15 protein-coding genes and 3 pseudogenes are annotated in these 20,009 nt (G+C 60.5%); 12 read left to right on the top strand and 6 right to left on the bottom strand.

All coding sequences use genetic code 11. From position 1 onward, the window contains the following. Positions 1 to 140, top strand: a pseudogene (locus F0169_RS15945) (DUF2937 family protein); the annotation flags it as partial. Between the two features lie 132 nt (positions 141 to 272). Here F0169_RS15945 and F0169_RS15940 read toward each other — a convergent pair. Further along, the gene (locus F0169_RS15940) at positions 273 to 2,462 is read right to left on the bottom strand and encodes a patatin-like phospholipase family protein (RefSeq protein ID WP_152747034.1); all 2,190 of its coding nucleotides are present in this window, start codon (positions 2,460 to 2,462) and stop codon (positions 273 to 275) included. 85 nt (positions 2,463 to 2,547) lie between these two features. Between F0169_RS15940 and F0169_RS15935 the strand changes: the two genes are divergently transcribed. Further along, positions 2,548 to 2,835: an Rdx family protein gene (locus F0169_RS15935; RefSeq protein WP_058413218.1), complete on the top strand. Its 288-nt coding sequence runs from the start codon at positions 2,548 to 2,550 to the stop codon at positions 2,833 to 2,835. A 3-nt stretch (positions 2,836 to 2,838) separates the two neighbouring features. Here the strand turns inward: F0169_RS15935 and F0169_RS15930 are convergent, their stop codons facing one another. Next, entirely contained in the window at positions 2,839 to 3,723 is an 885-nt protein-coding gene (locus F0169_RS15930) for a DMT family transporter (RefSeq protein WP_152747033.1), read from the bottom strand. 82 nt (positions 3,724 to 3,805) lie between these two features. Then, the gene (locus tag F0169_RS15925) at positions 3,806 to 4,585 is read right to left on the bottom strand and encodes a helix-turn-helix transcriptional regulator (RefSeq protein ID WP_122250243.1); all 780 of its coding nucleotides are present in this window, start codon (positions 4,583 to 4,585) and stop codon (positions 3,806 to 3,808) included. A gap of 151 nt (positions 4,586 to 4,736) precedes the next feature. On the opposite strand from F0169_RS15925, the gene F0169_RS15920 reads away from it, so the two are divergent. Then, positions 4,737 to 5,546 carry a UDP-2,3-diacylglucosamine diphosphatase gene (locus F0169_RS15920; RefSeq protein WP_058413215.1) on the top strand — a complete coding sequence of 270 codons (810 nt, stop codon included), beginning with the start codon at positions 4,737 to 4,739 and terminating at the stop codon, positions 5,544 to 5,546. A gap of 98 nt (positions 5,547 to 5,644) precedes the next feature. On the opposite strand, the gene F0169_RS15915 is transcribed toward F0169_RS15920, so the two are convergent. The 3 genes from F0169_RS15915 to phhA all read right to left on the bottom strand — a co-directional run bounded on the left by F0169_RS15915 (position 5,645) and on the right by phhA (position 8,094). Next, positions 5,645 to 6,838 (bottom strand): amino acid aminotransferase, encoded by a 1,194-nt coding sequence (locus F0169_RS15915; protein ID WP_152747032.1) that lies wholly within the window; start codon positions 6,836 to 6,838, stop codon positions 5,645 to 5,647. After that, positions 6,838 to 7,194: a 4a-hydroxytetrahydrobiopterin dehydratase gene (locus F0169_RS15910; protein ID WP_122250245.1), complete on the bottom strand. Its 357-nt coding sequence runs from the start codon at positions 7,192 to 7,194 to the stop codon at positions 6,838 to 6,840. The genes F0169_RS15915 and F0169_RS15910 overlap by 1 nt, the downstream gene beginning before the upstream one ends. A 108-nt stretch (positions 7,195 to 7,302) precedes the next feature. Next, complete coding sequence (gene phhA / locus F0169_RS15905) at positions 7,303 to 8,094, bottom strand: phenylalanine 4-monooxygenase (protein WP_152747031.1); 792 nt, start codon at positions 8,092 to 8,094, stop codon at positions 7,303 to 7,305. Positions 8,095 to 8,353: 259 nt separating this feature from the next. Here phhA and F0169_RS15900 point away from each other — a divergent pair, with 259 nt between their 5' ends. The 9 genes and pseudogenes from F0169_RS15900 to F0169_RS15860 all read left to right on the top strand — a co-directional run bounded on the left by F0169_RS15900 (position 8,354) and on the right by F0169_RS15860 (position 19,862). Further along, positions 8,354 to 9,919 (top strand): sigma-54-dependent transcriptional regulator, encoded by a 1,566-nt coding sequence (locus F0169_RS15900; protein ID WP_152747030.1) that lies wholly within the window; start codon positions 8,354 to 8,356, stop codon positions 9,917 to 9,919. Between the two features lie 324 nt (positions 9,920 to 10,243). Beyond that, positions 10,244 to 10,984: a flagellar basal body rod protein FlgF gene (locus F0169_RS15895; protein WP_058413210.1), complete on the top strand. Its 741-nt coding sequence runs from the start codon at positions 10,244 to 10,246 to the stop codon at positions 10,982 to 10,984. An 80-nt stretch (positions 10,985 to 11,064) separates the two neighbouring features. Then, positions 11,065 to 11,850 carry a flagellar basal-body rod protein FlgG gene (gene flgG / locus F0169_RS15890; protein WP_058413209.1) on the top strand — a complete coding sequence of 262 codons (786 nt, stop codon included), beginning with the start codon at positions 11,065 to 11,067 and terminating at the stop codon, positions 11,848 to 11,850. A 53-nt stretch (positions 11,851 to 11,903) separates the two neighbouring features. Beyond that, positions 11,904 to 12,599, top strand: a complete 696-nt coding sequence (gene flgH, locus F0169_RS15885) for a flagellar basal body L-ring protein FlgH (RefSeq protein WP_152747029.1) — start codon at positions 11,904 to 11,906, stop codon at positions 12,597 to 12,599. 27 nt (positions 12,600 to 12,626) lie between these two features. Further along, positions 12,627 to 13,715, top strand: a complete 1,089-nt coding sequence (locus F0169_RS15880) for a flagellar basal body P-ring protein FlgI (protein ID WP_058413221.1) — start codon at positions 12,627 to 12,629, stop codon at positions 13,713 to 13,715. Positions 13,716 to 13,719: 4 nt separating this feature from the next. Continuing rightward, positions 13,720 to 14,985, top strand: a complete 1,266-nt coding sequence (flgJ, locus tag F0169_RS15875; RefSeq protein WP_058413207.1) for a flagellar assembly peptidoglycan hydrolase FlgJ — start codon at positions 13,720 to 13,722, stop codon at positions 14,983 to 14,985. A 10-nt stretch (positions 14,986 to 14,995) separates the two neighbouring features. Beyond that, a pseudogene (flgK, locus tag F0169_RS15870) lies at positions 14,996 to 17,040 on the top strand (flagellar hook-associated protein FlgK). 14 nt (positions 17,041 to 17,054) lie between these two features. Beyond that, positions 17,055 to 18,631: pseudogene (locus F0169_RS15865) on the top strand (flagellar hook-associated protein 3). Positions 18,632 to 18,932: 301 nt separating this feature from the next. After that, positions 18,933 to 19,862 carry a ketoacyl-ACP synthase III gene (locus tag F0169_RS15860; protein ID WP_058413204.1) on the top strand — a complete coding sequence of 310 codons (930 nt, stop codon included), beginning with the start codon at positions 18,933 to 18,935 and terminating at the stop codon, positions 19,860 to 19,862. The last annotated feature ends 147 nt before the right edge of the window (positions 19,863 to 20,009 follow it).

Here is a 20,009-nt window from a genome sequence, read left to right as displayed (position 1 = left end):
GGCTGGGGGGTTGGGGCGGCGCGATGTTGTTGTCGTTTGGCATTGAGTGCCTGTTTCGCTTGATCGACTGGGTAGTGTTGGGCGGCAAGCGCCTGCGCCAGAGCCGGCCGATTGAAGAGCGTGACCTTAAAGGCCTCTAAAGACCGCCACAGCTCTACTTTAAATGTGGGAGCGGGCTTGCTCGCGACTGCGGTGTGTCAGATAAGTATTTTTAACTGATACACCGCCATCGCGAGCAAGCCCGCTCCCACATTTAGTTTTGTGCCTGCCTTCTAGAACGTTTGCCCCAGGTTCAAATACACCGCCTGCTGATTGTCATCATTAAACCCATAGCTGAAATTCAGCGGCCCCAGCGGCGTATCAAACCCCAGGAAAACACTTGCGGCGTTGATGTAGCCACTGTCGAACTGATTGTCGTTGTTCCAGGCCCGGCCGCGTTCCAGCGATGCCCCAAGGTACAGCGGGAAATCCAGCGGCAGGTATGAGCGCGGCGTCAGGCGACGGTAGTACACCGCGCGCATCAGGGCGATGTTCTGCCCGGAAATCGCGTCCTGGCGAAAGCCCGATAATTGCCGCGCACCGCCGAGCAGGAAGCTGGAAACCACCACGTCGGATTTGTCCAGGGTACGCCCGTAGCGACCGCCCAGTATCAGCGTGTCCGGGCCGTGGCTCATGGCCTTGTCCAGCTTGAACTCCCACTGCCGGTAGCGTTGGTCCGAGCCCAAGCCTGGTTCGAACTCGCGGTAGGCCAGGCCGATGTCTTCGCCGGTATGCGGGAAGTACACGTTATCCAGCGAGTCGAACGAGTATTTCAGTTCATAGAAGCCTTCGTTGAAGCTCACGCTCGGCAGGTCGCGGTCGCCGATGCGCACGTCCGCCTTGCCCCAGGCTTCGCCGACGCCGAAGCGAATCTCGCCGCTGTTGCCGATCTGCCGGCCCACATTCAAGCCAAAACCGTAGCGTTCCAGGCGGTATTCAGAGATGGGGTCGTTGTCCAGAGTCAGTTCAACGTTCTGCGCCTGGGCACTGATATAGGGCGCGACGAAGTAGCGTGAGCCGGTGTCCATCGGCTGGTAGAACTCGCTGTACAGCTCTTGGCGATCACCGATCTGTACCCGCGTCAGCCACTCGGCGCCGAGGCGGTTGATGCCGTTCATGCGGTAACTGGCGCCGATGTTGAAGGCGCTGTCGCCGCGCATGTCATCCGACAGGCTCAGGCCCAGGCGCAGGTAGTCGGTGCCGCTGCGTTTGCCGCGCGCGCTGATCACCAAGGTGTTGTCCTGGCCTTTTTTAACCACGCGGTATTGCACCTGTTCGAAGTAGTCCAGGCCGTACAGCGTGCCCATGTCGGTTTGCAGGCGGCCCAGGTTCAGGGGTTCGCCGAGGGGCTGGCGGATGTAGTAGCGAATCACGTCGTCGCTGACTTTCGAGTCGTTCTCTACGGTAATCGCGGTGATCGTCGGGGTGCGTTCGCTGGGTGCGCGTGCGGCCACCAGTTGCGGGTCGACCGGTTCGGCGGGGCGCAAGTGCGCCAAGCGTAGGTCGAGTGCACGGGTGGCGCGGTAGCCCGCGTCGATCATGTCTTTGGCGCGGCCGAAATCCGTCACGCCGAAGGCCGCCAGGGGTGGCTGAATCAACACGTCTTTGGGGTGCAAGGCCTTGAGTTGTTCTTCGGAATTGCGCCGGGTCATCAGGGTGATGGACTGGTTCAGCACGTCGACCACGGTGGCCAGTTGTTTGCGCGAACGCAGCGGGGTGCCGATGTCGACCACGATGGCGATGTCGACGCCCATCTCGCGCGCCACATCCAGCGGGATGTTGTCGGTCATGCCACCGTCCACCAGCAGCCGGCCGTCTATCTCCACCGGTGCAAACACGGCAGGGATCGACATGCTGGCGCGGATCACTTGCGGCAGGTGGCCTTTACTGAACACGACTTTTTCACCGCTGGTGATGTCGGTGGCCACGGCGCGGAAAGGGATCGGCAGCTTGTCGAAGTTACGCGTGTTGCTGCTGTGGGCGAACATGCTTTCGAGTAGCAACGCCAGGTTCTGGCCCTGGATAACCCCGAGTGGCAAACCGAGGCTGCCGTCATCGCGGAAACTGAGCTTCTGCTTGACCAGGAAATCCCGGTCATCCTGCTTGCGTCGAAACGGTACATCTTCACGCGGTGGGGCGTCGGACAACGCCCGTTGCCAATCAATATTCAGCGCGAGCTTTTCCAGCTCATCAATCTTGTAGCCCGAGGCATACAGCCCGCCAATCACCGCGCCCATGCTGGTACCGGCAATCGCATCGATTTGAATGCCTTGTTCTTCCAGGGCCTTGAGCACACCAATGTGCGCCAGGCCACGGGCGGCGCCGCCGGACAGCACCAGGCCAATTTTGGGGCGTGGGTTTTCGAGCGCAGTGGCAAGGAGGGGGAGCAAGCACAGAAACAGGCAGGACAGCAGGCGGCGCATCATGAATCTCGAGGCTGGGCGATATAAGGTGGCTATTATAGCCGCTCGATCCTCCTAGCCCGTTACGCAAGGAACCTCTCAAATTATGTCGCCGAGCAAACCCGAGATCGTCATCACCTATTGCACCCAGTGCCAGTGGCTGCTGCGCGCCGCGTGGCTGGCTCAGGAATTGTTGAGTACGTTTGCCGATGACCTCGGCCGTGTGGCGCTGGAACCGGCCACCGGCGGCGCGTTCCGCATCACCTGCGATGGCGTGCAAATCTGGGAGCGCAAGGCCGATGGCGGCTTCCCGGAAGCCAAGGCGCTCAAGCAGCGCGTGCGTGACCAGATCGACCCGCAGCGCGATTTGGGCCACAACGACCGCACAGCCTGAACGTCAGGCGGTTGCCGTTGGCTTTTTGGCCTGACTGGCGCTGCCCATCAGGCCAGAAAGCACGATGGCGACGATAATCAGCGCGCCGCCCAGCAGCATGCGCAAGGTCGGGGTTTCGGCAAACAACAGCCAGGCCATGGTGATGCCGTAGATCGGCTCCATCGCAAACACCACCGACGCGGTGCGCGCCTTGATCACCGCCAGCGCGGCCACAAACAGGCTGTGCGCCAGGCCGGTACAGAACACCCCGAGCAGGCCTATCCACAGCCAGTCAATGGCGCGCACATCCGCCAGCCCCGGCGCGGCCACGGGCAATAGCAACGCGGCAACCACCACGTTCTGGCACAACGCTGCCTGTACTGCCGGAATTCGCCCGGAGCTGGCGCGGTTGTTCAGCGACAACAGCGAAAACAGCAGGCCCGAGGCGATGCCCCAAAGCAAGCCGCCGGTGGCCTCGCTGGCGAGGTTGAAGTCTGGCGTCACCAGCACCAGTCCCACGCTGACCAGCGCCACCAGCAGCACTTCATTGGCCCGAATACGCTCGCGGAAGATCAGCCCTTCGAGAATCACGGTAAAGGCCGGGAAGGCGGTAAACCCAAGCGTGGCGACGGCCACACCGCCGACCTTGACGGCCATAAAGAAGGTCACCCAATGCGCTGCGAGCAATACGCCGCTGATCAGCAGGCGGCCCCAGTCGCGCCTCTCAAGTTTTTTCCAGGCGGTGTTGCTGGCAAAGCGCGCAAACACCGCCAAGGCAATCACCGCAAACGCGGCGCGGCCAAACACGATAATGGCGGGCGAGGCGGCGGCCAGCTTGCCGAATACGCCGGTGAGGCCAAACATCAATGCACCGATATGCAGGGCGCCGAGGGCTGAGCGGGGAGTCATTGCGATCCTTAACCAACGGGAGTAACAGCATCGCAGTCTAGAGGGTTGTGCAGGCGGGCGTCTGTCGCGTGGCTAGCGATTTTTATCGCGAAACTATCTTTGCGAGCGATGCCTGCGAGCAGCGCCGCAATGCGCCGGGCGATGCGCCGAACTCACGCAGCATCGCCGCGGCAAATGCACTTTGCGAGCTGTAGCCGACGCGGGCGGCGATTTCACCGATGGGCAAGGGTGTTTCCTTGAGCAGTTTTACCGCGGTATGCAGGCGACGGCTGCGCAGGTAGTCCATCGGCGTTTGCGCACATTCGGCGATAAAACGCGCATGCAGGCGCGCCACGGACAGGTCGGCAATCCGCGCAAGGTCGGCCACCTGCAGCGGGTGTGCCGCGTGGCGTTCGATGTACGCATTGAACGCCGCATACGGCAACCTTCGGCCTGGCACCGTTGGCGCCAGCGCAGGATTAAGACTGGCCAGCAACAGCACCGCACCTTGCTGCACAATCAGCGGGTCATCCACCGGGCCGCTCGCCAGCCATTGCACCAACTGGCTTTGCCGGGCGTCGAGTGTCAGGTGCGCCGGTTGGTCGAGCAAGCGGCGGCTGGCATCGGCATGTTCGCCCAACGACTGTATCAACCATTGCTCGGGCGGCACATCCAGCACCAGGCAGTGGCTGCCATCACGGCTGTCGCAGGCATGGTGAGTGGACACCGGCAGGACCATCACGCTGCTGTGTTGCACCCGGCTGCCACGGCCATCCACTTGCATGTCCAGATGACCGGACAGGCCGAACACCAATTGCGCATGGTCATGGCTGTGGGCGAGGGGGGCTTCGGTGTAGTGGCGCAGCGTGAGCATCGGCCTCATCGCGGTCTCCTGATGCAGTGTCTTGGGCAGCCAGGTCGCCAGTCTACAACGCTTCGCGGCGCGCGGGCGCTGTCATCAGACTGACGCACAGTTGTCATGGGCTATTCACCGCCAAGGCGCAAGCTCGCGAAAACAGCGTCGAGGGATGCCCATGACCAGTGCCGAGTTGGCCAAACCCAGCCGTAAACAACGGGTTCGTACCTTGTGGATTTCCGACGTGCACTTGGGCACCCGGGATTGCCAGGCCGAGCACTTGTCGCAGTTTCTCAAGGGCTACCACGCCGATAAGGTCTACCTGGTCGGCGACATCATTGACGGCTGGAAAATGCGCGGCGGCATGTATTGGCCGCAGGCCCACACCAACGTGATTCGTCGCTTGCTGACCATGGCCAAACGCGGCACCGAGGTGATCTACGTCACCGGCAACCACGATGAATTCCTGCGGCGCTATTCCAAGCTCATTTTGGGCAATATCCAACTGGTAGACGAGGCCGTGCATGTGACTGCCGATGGCCGCCACTTGCTGGTCATCCACGGCGACCAGTTTGATGTGATCACGCGTTACCACCGTTGGCTGGCCTTCCTCGGCGACTCGGCTTACGAGTTCACGCTGACGCTGAACCGCTGGCTCAACCACTGGCGTGCGCGCTACGGTTATGGCTACTGGTCGCTGTCGGCTTACCTCAAGCACAAGGTCAAAACGGCGGTGAGTTTTATCAGCGATTTCGAAGAAGCGATTGCCCACGAAGTGACCAAGCGTGAGCTGCACGGTGTGGTGTGCGGGCATATTCACCACGCCGAGATCCGCAAGGTGGGCGAGGTGGATTACCTCAACTGCGGGGATTGGGTGGAATCGTGCACGGCGCTGATCGAGCACTGGGACGGGCATATCGAGTTGTATCGGTTGGCGGATGCTCAGGCTAAACAGGCACAGCTTAAAGCGCAGATGGTTGCGGGCTAAAGGCCCTGTGTGGGAGCGGGCTTGCTCGCGATGGCATCAACCGGGTAGTGCTGATGTACCGAGGTGCCTGCATCGCGAGCAAGCCCGCTCCCATAGTTTCAGTTAGAAACGTCGGCGATGGCTTGCGCGAGCAAGGTCAGCCGCGCTGCATCAACGCCGGCCACATTGGCCCGCCCCGAACTGACCATATACACACTGTGCTTATCGCGCAGTTGCTCCACTTGCCCGGCACTTAAACCGGTATAGGAAAACATCCCGCGCTGTTCTCCAATATGCGCAAACCGCTCAGCCAGCCCGTGCGGTGCCAGTGCTTCGACCAAGCCTGAACGCAAGTGTGCAATGCGCAACCGCATGGCTTCGACTTCGCCGCTCCAGACCTTCTTCAGCTCGGCATCACCGAGGATAGTCGCAACCACTGCCGCGCCATGATCCGGCGGCGTCGACCACAAATTACGCGCGATATTCGCCAGTTGGCTGCGCACATCCGTGAGCTTTTCCGCGTCCGCCGCACACACGATCAGCGCGCCGACGCGGTCGCGGTACAGCCCGAAGTTCTTCGAGCAAGAACTGGTGATCAGCACTTCCGGCAGCTCGGCCGCAAACAGCCGCACCGCCCAGGCGTCCTGCTCCAGACCGTCGCCAAAGCCCTGGTAGGCGAAGTCGATCAGCGGCAGCAGGTGACGCTCGCGCACGATCTGCAGCACCTGGCGCCAGTCATCCTGCGACAGGTCGAAACCGGTCGGGTTGTGGCAGCAGGCGTGCAGCAGCACTACGTCGCCCTCGGGCACTGTGGAAAGTGTCGCGAGCATCGCTGCCACGTCCAGGCGATTGTCAGCGCCCACGTACGGGTAATGGCTGACCTTGATCCCGGCCTTGGCAAAGATGGTTTGGTGAATTGGCCACGTCGGGTCGCTCAACCACACGCCACGGCCTGGCAAGCTGTGGGCGATAAAGTCGGCACTCAAACGCAGCGCGCCAGTGCCGCCCGGTGTTTGAGTCGCGCCGGCGCGGCGTTCGCCGATCAACGCGGAGTCGGCGCCCAGCACCAACTCACTGATCAACGTGCCGAAGGCCGCCTGGCCGTGCCCGCCGATGTAGGTCTTGGAGGTTTGCGTGTCGACCAGGCGCTGTTCCGCCAGCTTCACCGCGTGCGGAATCGGGGTCAGGCCCTGGTCGTCCTTATACACGCCCACGCCGAGGTCGAACTTGTTCGGGTTGGCGTCTTGCGCGTACAGGTCCATCAGCCCGAGGATCGGGTCGCCGGGCACGCGGTCAATGGCATCGAAATGCATTACTTGCGGCCCTCGGCGTTTTTGGCCACTTCGTCGGTGCGTGCGGCCATGATGAAGTCGTTGCGGTGCAGGCCTTTGATGGAGTGGCTCCACCAGGTCACGGTGACTTTGCCCCACTCGGTGAGCAGGCCTGGGTGATGGCCTTCGGCTTCGGCGATTTCACCCACGGCGTTGGTAAAGGCCAGGGCGAATTTGAAGTTCTTGAACAGGAACACCTTTTCCAGCTGCATCACGCCGTCGCGGACTTCGATATTCCAGTCGGGGATCTGCTTGATCAGTACCGGCAACTCTTCGTCGCTGACTTGCGGGGCGTCGGCGCGGCAGGCTTCGCAGTGGGCTTGGTTCAAGGTAGTCATGTGGGATGTCCTGAGTTTGAAAAACGGTCGTCAGTGGCGTCACCCTAAAGCAACGCGTGGCCGGGGAACAGACTCACCCGGCCTCAAACATTAAGAGGCGGTGAGCGCTTACGCAGCTTTGGGTTTCGGCGGGAACAGCGGCGCGTGCAGACCGAGCTGCATGCCGCGTTCGACCATGCCCATGATGTCTTCCTGCGCCACCTCGAACAGGCGCTTAAGCTCTGGCAAGACAAAATACAGCGGTTGCAGGATGTCGATTCGATACGGTGTGCGCATCGCCTCAAGCGGGTCGAAGGTTTGATGCTTCGGCTCGGACGACAGGCTGTACACCGTCTCTTTGGGCGACGACAGAATACCGCCACCGTAGATGCGTCGACCGTGCGGCGTGTCGACCAAGCCGAACTCGATGGTCATCCAGTACAGGCGCGCCAGGTACACGCGTTGCTCTTTACTGGCGGCGAGGCCGAGCTTGCCGTAGGTGTGGGTGAATTCGGCAAACCAGGGGTTGGTTAGCAGCGGGCAGTGGCCAAAGATCTCGTGAAAAATATCCGGCTCTTGCAGGTAGTCGAGTTCTTCACGGGTACGAATAAAGGTTGCCACCGGAAACTGCTTGTTGGCGAGCAATTCGAAGAAGGTTTGAAAGGGGATCAGCGCCGGCACGCGGGCGACTTGCCAGCCGGTGGTCTCGGCCAGCACCTTGTTGACCTCGCCCAATTGCGGAATGCGCTCAAGGGGCAGGCCGAGTTTGTCGATGCCGTCCAGGTATTCCTGGCAGGCGCGACCCTCGATCACCTTCAGTTGACGGGTGATCAGGGTGTTCCACACCGCATGCTCTTCCGGCGAATAGTGGATAAAACCTTGCGCATCGGGCTCACGCGCCACGTACTGCGTCTGCTTCATACGGCTCTCCTGCTAGGCATTCGTTCTTGTTATGTCCTGCGATGGGCCTATTGATAACGCGCAACGTAGCGGATTCCATCGGCCTGCAGCTTGGGCATACAGGCGTATTCTGCATTTTTTGTAAAGTATTCGTTACGATGCGGCGAAGGTTGTGTGGTTTGGGCTGTGAAAAGGTCACGCGCTGTCACATAATCTTGACGACTATCTGCGCTCCGCTGCAAAAAAACACGCGGCGCCTCGCCATCTTTCGGGTGTTTTCATGCGTATCAAAGTGCACTGCCAGAACCGTATTGGCATCCTGCGGGACATTCTCAACCTGTTGGTGGAGTACGGCGTCAACGTCGCCAAAGGCGAAGTCGGCGGCGAACATGGCAACGCTATTTACCTGTTTTGCCCGAACCTGGTGAACATGCAGTTCCAGGCATTGCGCCCGCAATTTGAGGCGATCGCCGGCGTATTCGGCGTGAAGCGGGTAGGGCTGATGCCCAGCGAACGTCGGCACATGGAGCTAAACGCGCTGCTCGGCGCCCTGGAGTTTCCGGTGCTGTCGATTGACATGGGCGGCTCCATCGTCGCCGCCAACCGTGCAGCGGCGCAGTTGCTCGGGGTGCGGGTGGACGAGGTGCCGGGTATTCCATTGTCACGTTATGCCGAGGACTTTGATTTGCCCGAGTTGGTGCGCGCGAGTAAATCGCGGATCAACGGTTTGCGGGTCAAGGTCAAGGGTGACGTATTTCTGGCGGACATTGCGCCGCTGCAATCCTCCGAGCACGACGACAGCGAAGCCATGGCTGGCGCCGTGTTGACCCTGCACCGTGCCGACCGCGTGGGCGAGCGTATCTACAATGTGCGCAAGCAAGAGCTGCGCGGGTTCGACAGTATTTTCCAAAGCTCCAAAGTCATGGCCGCCGTGGTGCGTGAAGCACGGCGCATGGCGCCGTTGGATGCGCCTCTATTAATAGAAGGCGAGACCGGCACCGGCAAAGAGTTGCTTGCGCGCGCCTGCCACCTCGCCAGCCCGCGTGGGCAATCGCCGTTGATGGCGCTTAACTGCGCAGGCCTGCCCGAGTCGATGGCCGAGACCGAATTGTTCGGCTACGGCCCCGGCGCCTTTGAAGGTGCACGCGCGGAAGGCAAGTTGGGGCTGCTTGAACTGACGGCGGGCGGCACGTTGTTTCTCGATGGGGTGGGCGAAATGAGCGCGCGGTTGCAGGTGAAGTTGCTGCGCTTTCTGCAGGATGGCTGCTTTCGTCGCGTGGGCAGTGATGAAGAGGTGTACCTGGACGTGCGGGTGATGTGCGCGACTCAGGTGGATTTGTCCGAACTGTGCGCTCGCGGTGAGTTTCGCCAGGATCTTTATCACCGGCTGAATGTGCTGTCGTTGCACATACCGCCGTTACGCGAGTGCCTGGATGGGCTGGCGCCGTTGGTGGAGCACTTTATTGACCAGGCCAGTCGGCAGATCGGCTGCCCGCTGCCCAAGCTGGCGCCGGCGGCGATGGATCGGCTGAGTCATTACCATTGGCCGGGGAATGTGCGGCAGTTGGAGAATGTGCTGTTTCAGGCGGTGTCGTTGTGTGAAGGCGGCACGGTCAAGGCTGAACATATTCGGTTGCCGGATTACGGGGTGCGTCAGCCGCTTGGCGATTTTTCGCTGGAGGGCGGGCTGGAAGAAATTGTCGGGCGGTTTGAGCGGGCGGTGCTGGAAAGCTTGTATGCCGAGCATTCCAGCAGCCGGCAACTCGGCAAGCGCCTGGGCGTGTCGCATACCACCATCGCCAACAAGCTGCGTGATTACGGCATTCTCAAGGCTGATCGCGGCTAACGAGTAACTGCTTAGATCAACTGTGGGAGCGGGCTTGCTCGCGATAGCATCAACTCGGTGTACCTGAGGGGCCGCAGTGTCTGCATCGCGAGCAAGCCCGCTCCCACAATTGGCCTTTGTCGCCAGCTCGGCCGTCACTGCTTGCCGCACGCGGCAGTAGTCCGCCGTTTTTTCGACTCTGCTCACCCTGTGAAATCTTCAAGACTCCCCGCAAAGCCCCGGCCCGCTTGAATCTCCGCCGATTTTAAAAAGTTGGTTCGCTAATTGCTTAAGCCTCATCAGTACAGCGGTGGGCGGCAAGCGTCCGTCAGAAGAGGATAGAGCGTGGACAAATACCTTTATGTGGCAATGACCGGCGCCAGCCAGAACGCACTGGCGCAGAAGGCCCATGCCAACAATCTGGCGAACATTTCCACTAACGGCTTTCAGCGTGACCTGGAGCAGGCACGTTCGATGCCGGTGTTTGGTGACAGCTTTCCGGCGCGGGCGTTTGCCCTGACTGAACGGCCGGCGACCGACTTCACCCCTGGCGCGATGATCGAAACCGGTCGCGACCTCGACGTGGCCGTCAGCGGTGACGGCTGGATGGCCGTGCAAACCCCGGATGGCAGCGAAGCCTATGTGCGCAGCGCCAGCATGAATGTTGACGCGCTGGGCGTGCTGCGTGCCGGTAACGGCATGCCGATCATGGGCAACGGTGGCCCGATTGCCGTGCCGCCGCAGCAGAAAATCGAAGTCGGTGCCGACGGTACCATCAGCATCCGCGCCATGGGCGAAGGCCCACGGGTGATGGCTGAAGTGGACCGCATCAAGCTGGTCCAGCCGGACCTCAAGAACATGACCAAGGGCCTGGACGGCACCATCCATACCAAGGATGGCAAGCCGGCCGTAGTCGATGCCAACGTGAGGCTGACCTCGGGCTTCCTGCAGGCGAGCAACGTCAATGCCGTTGAAGAAATGACCGCAGTGCTGTCGCTTTCCAAGCAGTTTGAACTGCACATCAAAATGATGAACAGCGCTAAAGAAGACGACCAGGCCATGACCCGCGTTCTGGCGATGAGCTGATAGCCGAGTCATTGAGTTCCTGGCTTTTAAATAATTAGTGCAGCGCAGCGCCAACAAACAGGCGCACGAAGGAGAACAGCATGCTTCCGGCTCTATGGGTTGCCAAAACAGGTTTGTCCGCCCAGGACACCAACCTGACGACCATTTCCAACAACTTGGCCAACGTGTCGACCACGGGCTTCAAACGTGATCGCGCCGAGTTCCAGGACTTGCTCTATCAGATCAAACGCCAGCCAGGCGCCCAGTCGAGCCAAGACAGCGAGCTGCCGTCGGGCCTGCAATTGGGTACCGGTGTGCAGATCGTCGGCACCCAGAAAAACTTCACCGCCGGTAACCTGCAACAAACCGGTCAGCCGCTGGACATGGCCATCAACGGCAAAGGCTTCTTCCAGATTTTGCAGCCCGATGGCACCACCACCTACACCCGTGACGGCACCTTCCACCTGGACGCCAACGGCCAGATGGTCACCGCCAATGGTTTTGCCCTGGAGCCGGCGATTGTTGTGCCCAACAATGCCCAGACCTTTACCGTCGGCAACGACGGCACCGTGTCGATCACGGTGGCCGGTAACCCGGCGTCGCAAGTGATCGGCAACCTGCAAACCGCCGACTTCATCAACCCGGCCGGCCTGCAAGCCATCGGTAACAACCTGTTCCTGGAAACCGCCTCCAGCGGCGCGCCGCAAGTCGGCACCCCTGGCCTGAACGGTTTCGGCACCACGCTGCAAAGCACCCTGGAAACCTCCAACGTCAGCACGGTTGAGGAGATGGTCAACATGATCACCACCCAGCGCGCCTACGAGATGAACTCCAAGGTGATTTCCACCGCCGACCAGATGCTTTCGTTCGTAACGCAGAATCTGTAATCAAGTCTATGGGGCGCTTTTGAAGGCGCCTGCGACACCGTGAGGTTAGGGTCATGAATCGCTATGTTTCTGTTCTGGCATTGAGTGGGATCGCCGCGCTCGCGGGCTGTGTAGCCCCGACGGCAAAACCCAATGACCCGTACTACGCGCCGGTGTTGCCGCGCACGCCTTTGCCTGCGGCTGCCAACAATGGCTCGATTTACCAGGCCGGTTTCGAACAGAACCTATACAGCGACCGCAAGGCGTTCCGGGTCGGTGACATCATCACCATCACCCTGAACGAGAAAACCCAGGCCAGCAAAAACGCCAACTCGCAGATCGGCAAGACCAGCAAGACCGGGATTGGCCTGACCTCATTGTTTGGTGGCGTGCCTAACACCAATAACCCGCTTGGCAGCGGTGACCTCAGCCTGAATGCTGGCTACAGCGGCGACCGCGCCACCAACGGCAAGAGTGCGGCGGGGCAGGGCAACAGCCTGACCGGCTCGATCACGGTGACGGTTGCCGACGTATTGCCCAACGGCATCATCGCCATTCGTGGCGAAAAATGGATGACGCTCAACACCGGTGACGAGTTGGTGCGCATCGCCGGTATGGTGCGTGCCGATGACATTGCCACCGACAACACCGTGTCGTCGACGCGTATCGCCGATGCGCGCATTACCTACTCGGGTACGGGTTCGTTTGCTGATGCCAGTCAGCCGGGCTGGTTCGACCGTTTCTTCCTTAGCCCGCTGTTCCCTTTCTAGGTGGCCACTTTGAAACTCAAACAGCTGATGGCGGCGGCACTCCTGCTCTCCTTAAGCGCTGTGGCCCAGGCCGAGCGCCTGAAAGACATCGCGAGTATTTCCGGCGTGCGTTCCAACCAGTTGATCGGCTACGGCCTGGTGGTCGGGCTTAACGGTACGGGTGACCAAACCACCCAGACCCCGTTCACCCTGCAGACCTTCAACAACATGCTCTCGCAGTTCGGCATCAAGGTGCCGGCGGGCTCGGGTAACGTGCAGTTGAAAAACGTCGCGGCCGTGTCGATCAGTGCCGACTTGCCGCCGTTCGCCAAGCCCGGCCAAGTGGTCGACATCACCGTGTCGTCGATGGGTAACTCGAAAAGCCTGCGTGGCGGCACCTTGCTGATGACGCCGCTCAAAGGTATCGATGGCAACGTCTACGCCATCGCCCAAGGCAACCTGGTGGTCGGCGGCTTTGATGCCGAAGGCCGCGACGGTTCGAAGATCACCGTTAACGTGCCGTCGGCCGGGCGGATTCCAGGCGGTGCCTCGGTGGAGCGCACCGTGCCCAGCGGTTTCAACCAGGGCAACAGCCTGACGCTGAACCTCAACCGCTCGGACTTCACCACCGCCAAGCGTGTGGTCGATAAAATCAACGACATGCTCGGCCCTGGCGTGGCGCAGGCCATCGACGGCGGTTCGATCCGTGTGACCGCGCCGCTCGACCCAAGCCAGCGCGTCGACTACCTGTCGATCCTGGAAAACCTTGAAGTCGATCCGGGCCAGGCGGTGGCCAAAGTCATCATTAACTCGCGTACCGGCACCATCGTGATCGGTCAGAACGTCAAGGTTTCGCCGGCTGCGGTGACCCACGGCAGCTTGACCGTAACCATTACCGAAGACCCGATCGTCAGCCAGCCGGGCGCGTTGTCCAACGGCCAGACGGCGGTGGTCCCGCGCTCGCGGGTTAATGCTCAGCAAGAAGCCAAGCCGATGTTCAAGTTCGGCCCCGGCACCACGCTGGACGAGATCGTCCGCGCGGTGAACCAGGTGGGCGCAGCGCCGGGCGACTTGATGGCGATCCTCGAAGCGTTGAAGCAGGCCGGCGCTTTGCAAGCCGACCTGATCGTGATCTAAGGCCATGGCTATGGACATGCGCAACAGCGGCCTGACCAGCACGGCGGATTCGGGGTCTTATTCCGACTTGAACCGGTTGAACCAGCTCAAGGTCGGCGACAAGAACAGCGAAGGCAACATGCGCAAGGTGGCGCAGGAGTTCGAGTCGCTGTTCTTGAGCGAGATGCTCAAGTCCATGCGTTCGGCCACTGAAGCCCTGGGCAAAGACAACCCGATGAACACCCCGGCCGCCAAGCAGTACCAGGAAATGTACGACCAGCAACTGGCGGTGTCGATGTCCCGCGAGGGCGGCGGTATCGGCCTGGCCGACGTGCTGATGCGTCAGATGCAAAAGAACAAGCCGGTGGACGCTCAGGCGGCCACCTTGCAAGGCCCGGCGGCGGCTGAGCCGGTGAAAAAAGTTGACGTGCCCACCGCGATTGCCGCGGGCACTCAGGCAGAAGGCCCGCTGGGCCGCTCCAATGGTGAACGTCCGCTGTGGGCGTACCGCGTGGCGGTGCCCGAGGGCAGCAGTTCGCACGCCAACGACGTGGCACTGATGAACCAGCGCCGTATCTCGTTGCCGAGCAAGCTGACGGATCGTCTGTTGGCGGGCATCGTGCCAAGCACCGACCAGACCACCGCGCCCAAAGCTGCGCCGCTGCGTAACAGTGTCGCCGAAGACAATGTGGTCAACAGCGCCGCGCGCGGTTTTGCCGTCGCGCCGACGGGGCAGATGCAGGTTTACAGCCGCGCCGTGGCCCAGCCACCGTTGGCACCGGCGAAAAAAGCCTTCAGCTCGCAGGATGAGTTTGTCGCCACCATGCTGCCGATGGCCAAAGCGGCAGCCGCGCGCATTGGCGTCGATCCGAAGTACCTGGTGGCGCAGGCGGCGTTGGAAACCGGTTGGGGTAAATCGGTGATGCGTGCCCAAGACGGCAGCAGCAGCCACAACCTGTTCGGCATCAAGGCCGGCCAGAGTTGGCAGGGCGGTCAGGCCCGTGCGATTACCAGCGAGTTTCGCGATGGTTCGATGGTCAAGGAAACGGCGCAGTTCCGCTCCTATGACTCTTACCAGGACAGCTTCCACGACCTCGTGACCTTGCTGCAAAGCAATGATCGCTATAAAGAAGTTGTGAAATCTGCCGATAACCCGGAACAGTTTGTGCGTGAATTGCAAAAAGCCGGATATGCCACTGACCCGAACTACGCCAACAAGATTTCGCAGATCGCCAAAACGATGGACAGTTACCAGAATTACGCTGCCGCGGGCGCAACCACTCATTTATAAGGTCTGAACCATGAGTTTGCTCAATATAGGGATGTCGGGGCTGAATGCCGCTCAAGGGTCGTTGTCGGTCGTGAGTAACAACATCGCGAACGTCAACACCTCGGGCTACTCGCGTCAGCAGACCACCCAGAATGCCGGCGCGTCGAACCCCTTTGATGGCGTGTACATCGGCAGCGGCACCACCTTGGCGGATGTGCGCCGCGTTTATAACGATTTTCTCGACGCGGCCTACCAGAACAGCACCTCGCTCAACAGCGACGCCAAGGCTTACTCGGATCAGGTCAGCGCCGTCGACAAAACCCTGTCAGACAAGACCACTGGCATGTCCTCGGTGCTCAGCGCGTTTTTTGCTGCGGTACAGACGGCAGCGGCCACCCCCAGTGACGTGTCTGCCCGGCAAGTATTGCTGACCAGCGCGCAGACGTTGAGCAACCGCTTCAACTCAATCTCCACGCAGTTGAACCAGCAAAAAGACACGATCAACGGCCAGTTGAAGACCATGAGTGATCAGGTCAACCAACTGACGTCTTCTATCGCCTCGCTCAACAAGCAAATCACTCAGGCGCAGGGTGCGAGCAACACGTCGCCAGCCAGCCTGCTGGATGCACGTACCGAAGCGGTGCGCTCACTGAATGAGCTGGTGGGCGTGACCGCCAGTGAAAAAAACGGTGTGTTCAGCGTCAGCACCGGCACCGGCCAGTCGCTGGTGCTCGGTGATCAGTCCAACACGATTTCCGCAGTGCCGAGTAAAAGCGACGGCAGCCTGAACACCATTCAGTTGAATGTGGGCGGCGGCACCGCCGTAGACCTCGGCAACGTACTCACCGGCGGCAGCATCGGCGGCCTGTTGCGTTATCGCAGCGACGCGTTGATGCCGGCCATCAATGACCTGGGCCGTATTGCGATTGCCACCGCCGACACGGTCAACAGTCAGTTGGGCCAGGGCCTGGACTTGAACGGCGACTTCGGTTCCTCGCTGTTCAAAGACATCAACAGTGCAGCGGCCATCGCGCAGCGTAGCCAGGGCTCGGCGAGCAACAGCACCGGCGCAGGCAACCTGAACGTCACGATCAAAGACACCAGCAAGCTGTCGACCTACGACTACAAGGTCACCTTCACCAGCGCCAGCCAATACACCGTGCAGCGCTCCGACGGCAAGGCCATGGGCGCGTTCGACACCAGCACTACGCCGCCTCCGGTGATGGACGGTTTTTCCCTGACCCTGGACGGCAACGGGCCAATCGCTGCGGGCGATAGCTTCAAGGTCAGCCCGACCGCGAATGGCGCCAGCAGCATCGGCACCGACCTTACCGATGCCAACAAACTCGGGTTTGCCGGGCCGTTGCTCGGTGAAAGCGGCAAGAGCAACCAGGGCACCGGCACGTTTACGCCGCCGACGCTGACCCTGCCGATCGACATCCATGGCGGTACCGATACGGCCCAATTGCGCGCCGGGATCGAGAATTCGATGCCGGTAAAATGGTGTTTGGCAAGCCGGCGGCGGATGGCACGCAGACCTACACGATCAGCGATGCGCAGGGCGCCTCGATTGGCACTGGCAGCATCGTGCGCGGCCAAAGCAACAACATCAGTATCAGCGTGCCGATGCGTGATGCCAGCGGCGCATTGGTCAGCCCGGCCAAGAGCTTCAGTTTTGATACCGCTGTCGGTGGCTCGCCGGCGGCAGACGACAGCACCAGTTTCTCGTTCAATGCGTCAGGCGTGTCCGACAACCGCAACGCTCAGCAACTGCTGAATTTGCAGACCAAGGCCACGGTCGGTCTGGCAGACGGCAGCGGCGGCGGGGTTAGCCTGGTGTCGGCGAACAGCCGCTTGGTGTCCACCGTGGGCGCCAAGGCCGCGTCGGCGATTACCGATACCACGGCGACCAACGCGGTGTTGACGGCCAACAAAACCGCGCGCAACTCGGTGTCGCAGGTCAACCTCGACGAAGAGGCGAGTAACATGATCAGGTTCCAGCAGTACTACACTGCGTCGTCTCAGATCATCAAAGCCGCGCAAGAAACCTTCAGCACGCTGATCAATAGTCTTTAAGGGAGTCTGGTGCGATGCGCATTTCTACACAGCAGTATTTCGAAACCAGTACCGCCAAGTATCAAGAGAACTATTCCAGCGTGGTGCAGGCCCAGGATCAGGCTTCGTCCGGCATACGCGTGCAAACCGCTTCGGATGATCCGGTCGCGGCGGCACGTTTGCTGATGCTGCAACAGCAGAAAGACATGCTGGGCCAGTTCAACGGCAACATCACCAGCTTGAAGAACTCCCTGACCAACGAAGAAAGCGTGCTGAGCTCGATCAACGATGCACTGCAGCGCGCCAGTGAGTTGGCGCTGCGCGCCGGTGGCTCGATCAGCGATGCGGACCGCACCTCGATTGCCAGCGAAGTCGGGGCCATTGAGAACCAGGTGTTTGGTTTGCTCAACAGCAAAGACTCCGCCGGCAATTATCTGTTCGCCGGGTCGAATACCCAAACCCCGCCCTACAGCCGCAACAACGACGGCACCTACAGTTATCAGGGCGATGAAACCCCGTTGAGCCTGCAGGTTTCCGACACGCTGAGGGTGAGTGCCGGTGATACCGGCAAGAGCATTCTGGAAGGCGCGGTGAATTCGAGCCGCACCCAGGCAGTAGTGATACCGCCGACGGTGAATGACGGCAAGGTGTCGATGTCTGCCGGGTTAGTGACGTCCGGCCCTGATTACACCAACAAATTTGCCGATGGCCAGCCTTACAAGCTGACCTTCACCAGCAGCACGCAATACACGGTGCTGGACAAGAACAACGTCGATGTCACCTCCGAGGTTTCCGGTAACGGTACGTTCGATTCGACCAAAGAAGGCAGCTCCAGTGTGAGCCTGCGCGGGGTCAAGTTTGATATTACGCTGAACCTCGGGGAAACCGCGCCGGGTGCCGACTCTGATGCGCTGGTCAAGGACCGTGCATTCAGCCTGCAAAGCAAGCCCGACACCTTCAGCGTTTCGCGTACGCCGAGCAACACCTCGACGGCGCAACTGACCGGCGCCAGCGTGACGAACCAGGCCGATTACGCCAGCACCTTCCCGAACAACAGCGGGGCGCTGATCAAATTTACCAGCGCAACGGCGTATCAGGTGTTCAGCCAGCCTTACAGCGCCAACAGCAAGGCGATTGCCAGTGGCGACACCGGTGGCGGTACCACCGTCACGGCGGCCGGGGTGACCTTTAATGTCAACGGCACGCCGCAGACCGGCGACCAGTTTGCCGTCGGTGCGAGCACGCAGAAAACCCAAAATGCATTGGATACCCTGAGTCAGCTGCGCCATGCCCTGGAGCAGCCGTCGGACGGTAACCCGACGCGACCATCAAGCTCAAGGATGTCCTGGATGCGTCGGTCGGTAACCTGGCGAACTCGCGCTCCCAAGTCGACAACGTGCGTGGCTCCGTCGGTGCGCGGCAAAATGCGCTGGATATACAGTCCAGTGAGAACACCAGCATCGGTTTGGCCAACACCACCACCATGAGTGACCTGGGCAACGTCGATACGGCGCAGGCCGCGATCAACCTCACGTTGCAGCAAACCATGCTGCAAGCCTCGCAACTGGCGTTTGTGAAAATCTCTCAGTTGAGCCTGTTCAACAAGATGTAATTGATCGGCGCCGAGCCAGCGGCTCACCTCGAACTGGGGTGGGCCGTTTTCGTTTTTGGTGTATGTGTAAGCATCGGTTTCGCACAAAGCGTACAAAATTGAGTGACCTGTGAGTCATACCGCGCATCTTCACTGTATCGTGTGAAAAGGATAGGTCGTCGCCAAGGTCTTTGTGGCGGCCTGCCGTCAGGCTAGAAAGGCGGTTTTCGACGGGTTTTTGCGGGGTTATCCCCTTTATTGTCAGCACCCCCCGATATGCATCGCGGGGTGTTCTCCAGCTATTTAGTATTGGGAAGCCACAATGATTGGCATAAAAAGCATCGCCAGTTACGTGCCGGCAGACGGGATCGATAACTACGCCCAGGGTGCCAAATTCGCCAAGGATGAAGATTTCATCATTGGCAAGATCGGTTCGGCGTTCCTGCCGCGCAAGGATGCCACGCAGGAAACCTCCGATCTCTGCGTGGAGGCGGTGAATGCCTTGTTCGCCAATAACCCGCAGCTTAAGCGCGAGTCGATTGACGCGTTGATCGTGGTCACCCAAAACGGCGACGAAGAAGGTTTGCCGCATACCGCAGCCATCGTCCAGGACAAGCTCGGCCTGCCGACTCACGTAGCGGCCTTCGATATTTCCCTGGGCTGCTCGGGCTACGTCTACGGTATTTACGCGATGAAGGGCTTCATGGAAGCCACCGGCCTGAAAAACGGCCTGCTGATCACCGCCGACCCGTATTCGAAGATCGTCGACCCGGAAGATCGCAACACCACCATGCTTTTTGGCGACGCCGCCACGGCCACCTGGATGGGCGAAGACGCGCCGTGGTTGCTCGGCAAGTCGAAGTTCGGCACTGACGGTTCCGGCGCGCCGCACCTGAAGGTCAGTGACGGTGTGTTTTTCATGAACGGCCGCCAAGTGTTCAACTTCGCCTTGCTCAAGGTGCCGGCGCATTTGCACGAGCTGCTCAACGAATCGCAGCTTAAGGCGGACGACATCGACGCATTCTGCATTCACCAAGGCAGTGCCGCGATTGTCGACGCGGTGGCCCGCCGGTTCGAAGACGCGCCCGTAGACAAGTTCATCAAGGACATGGTCGAAACCGGTAATACCGTGTCATCGAGCATTCCGCTGCTGCTGGAAAAGCACATGCTCGACTCTACGTGGAAGCGCGTAGCGATCAGTGGTTTCGGGGTGGGTTTGTCCTGGGGCTCGGCGATCCTGCATCGCCCGTGACGCCTTAAAGACGCGCTACAAAAAAACGCCCATGGCCTAAAGGCCATGGGCGTTTTTTATTTGGCGCCAAAAAAACCAGGCGTTGCGCGGTTTTGCGGTGGTGCAAGGCCTTGAATTACAAGGGATGGCCTGTTGCTAGTAAAAAAA

It is taken from the genome of Pseudomonas kitaguniensis, assembly GCF_009296165.1.
In the GTDB taxonomy this organism is placed as follows: domain Bacteria; phylum Pseudomonadota; class Gammaproteobacteria; order Pseudomonadales; family Pseudomonadaceae; genus Aquipseudomonas; species Aquipseudomonas kitaguniensis.
The sequence above is the reverse complement of the archived record's forward strand: the minus strand, read 5'-3'. Positions and strand labels throughout refer to the sequence as shown.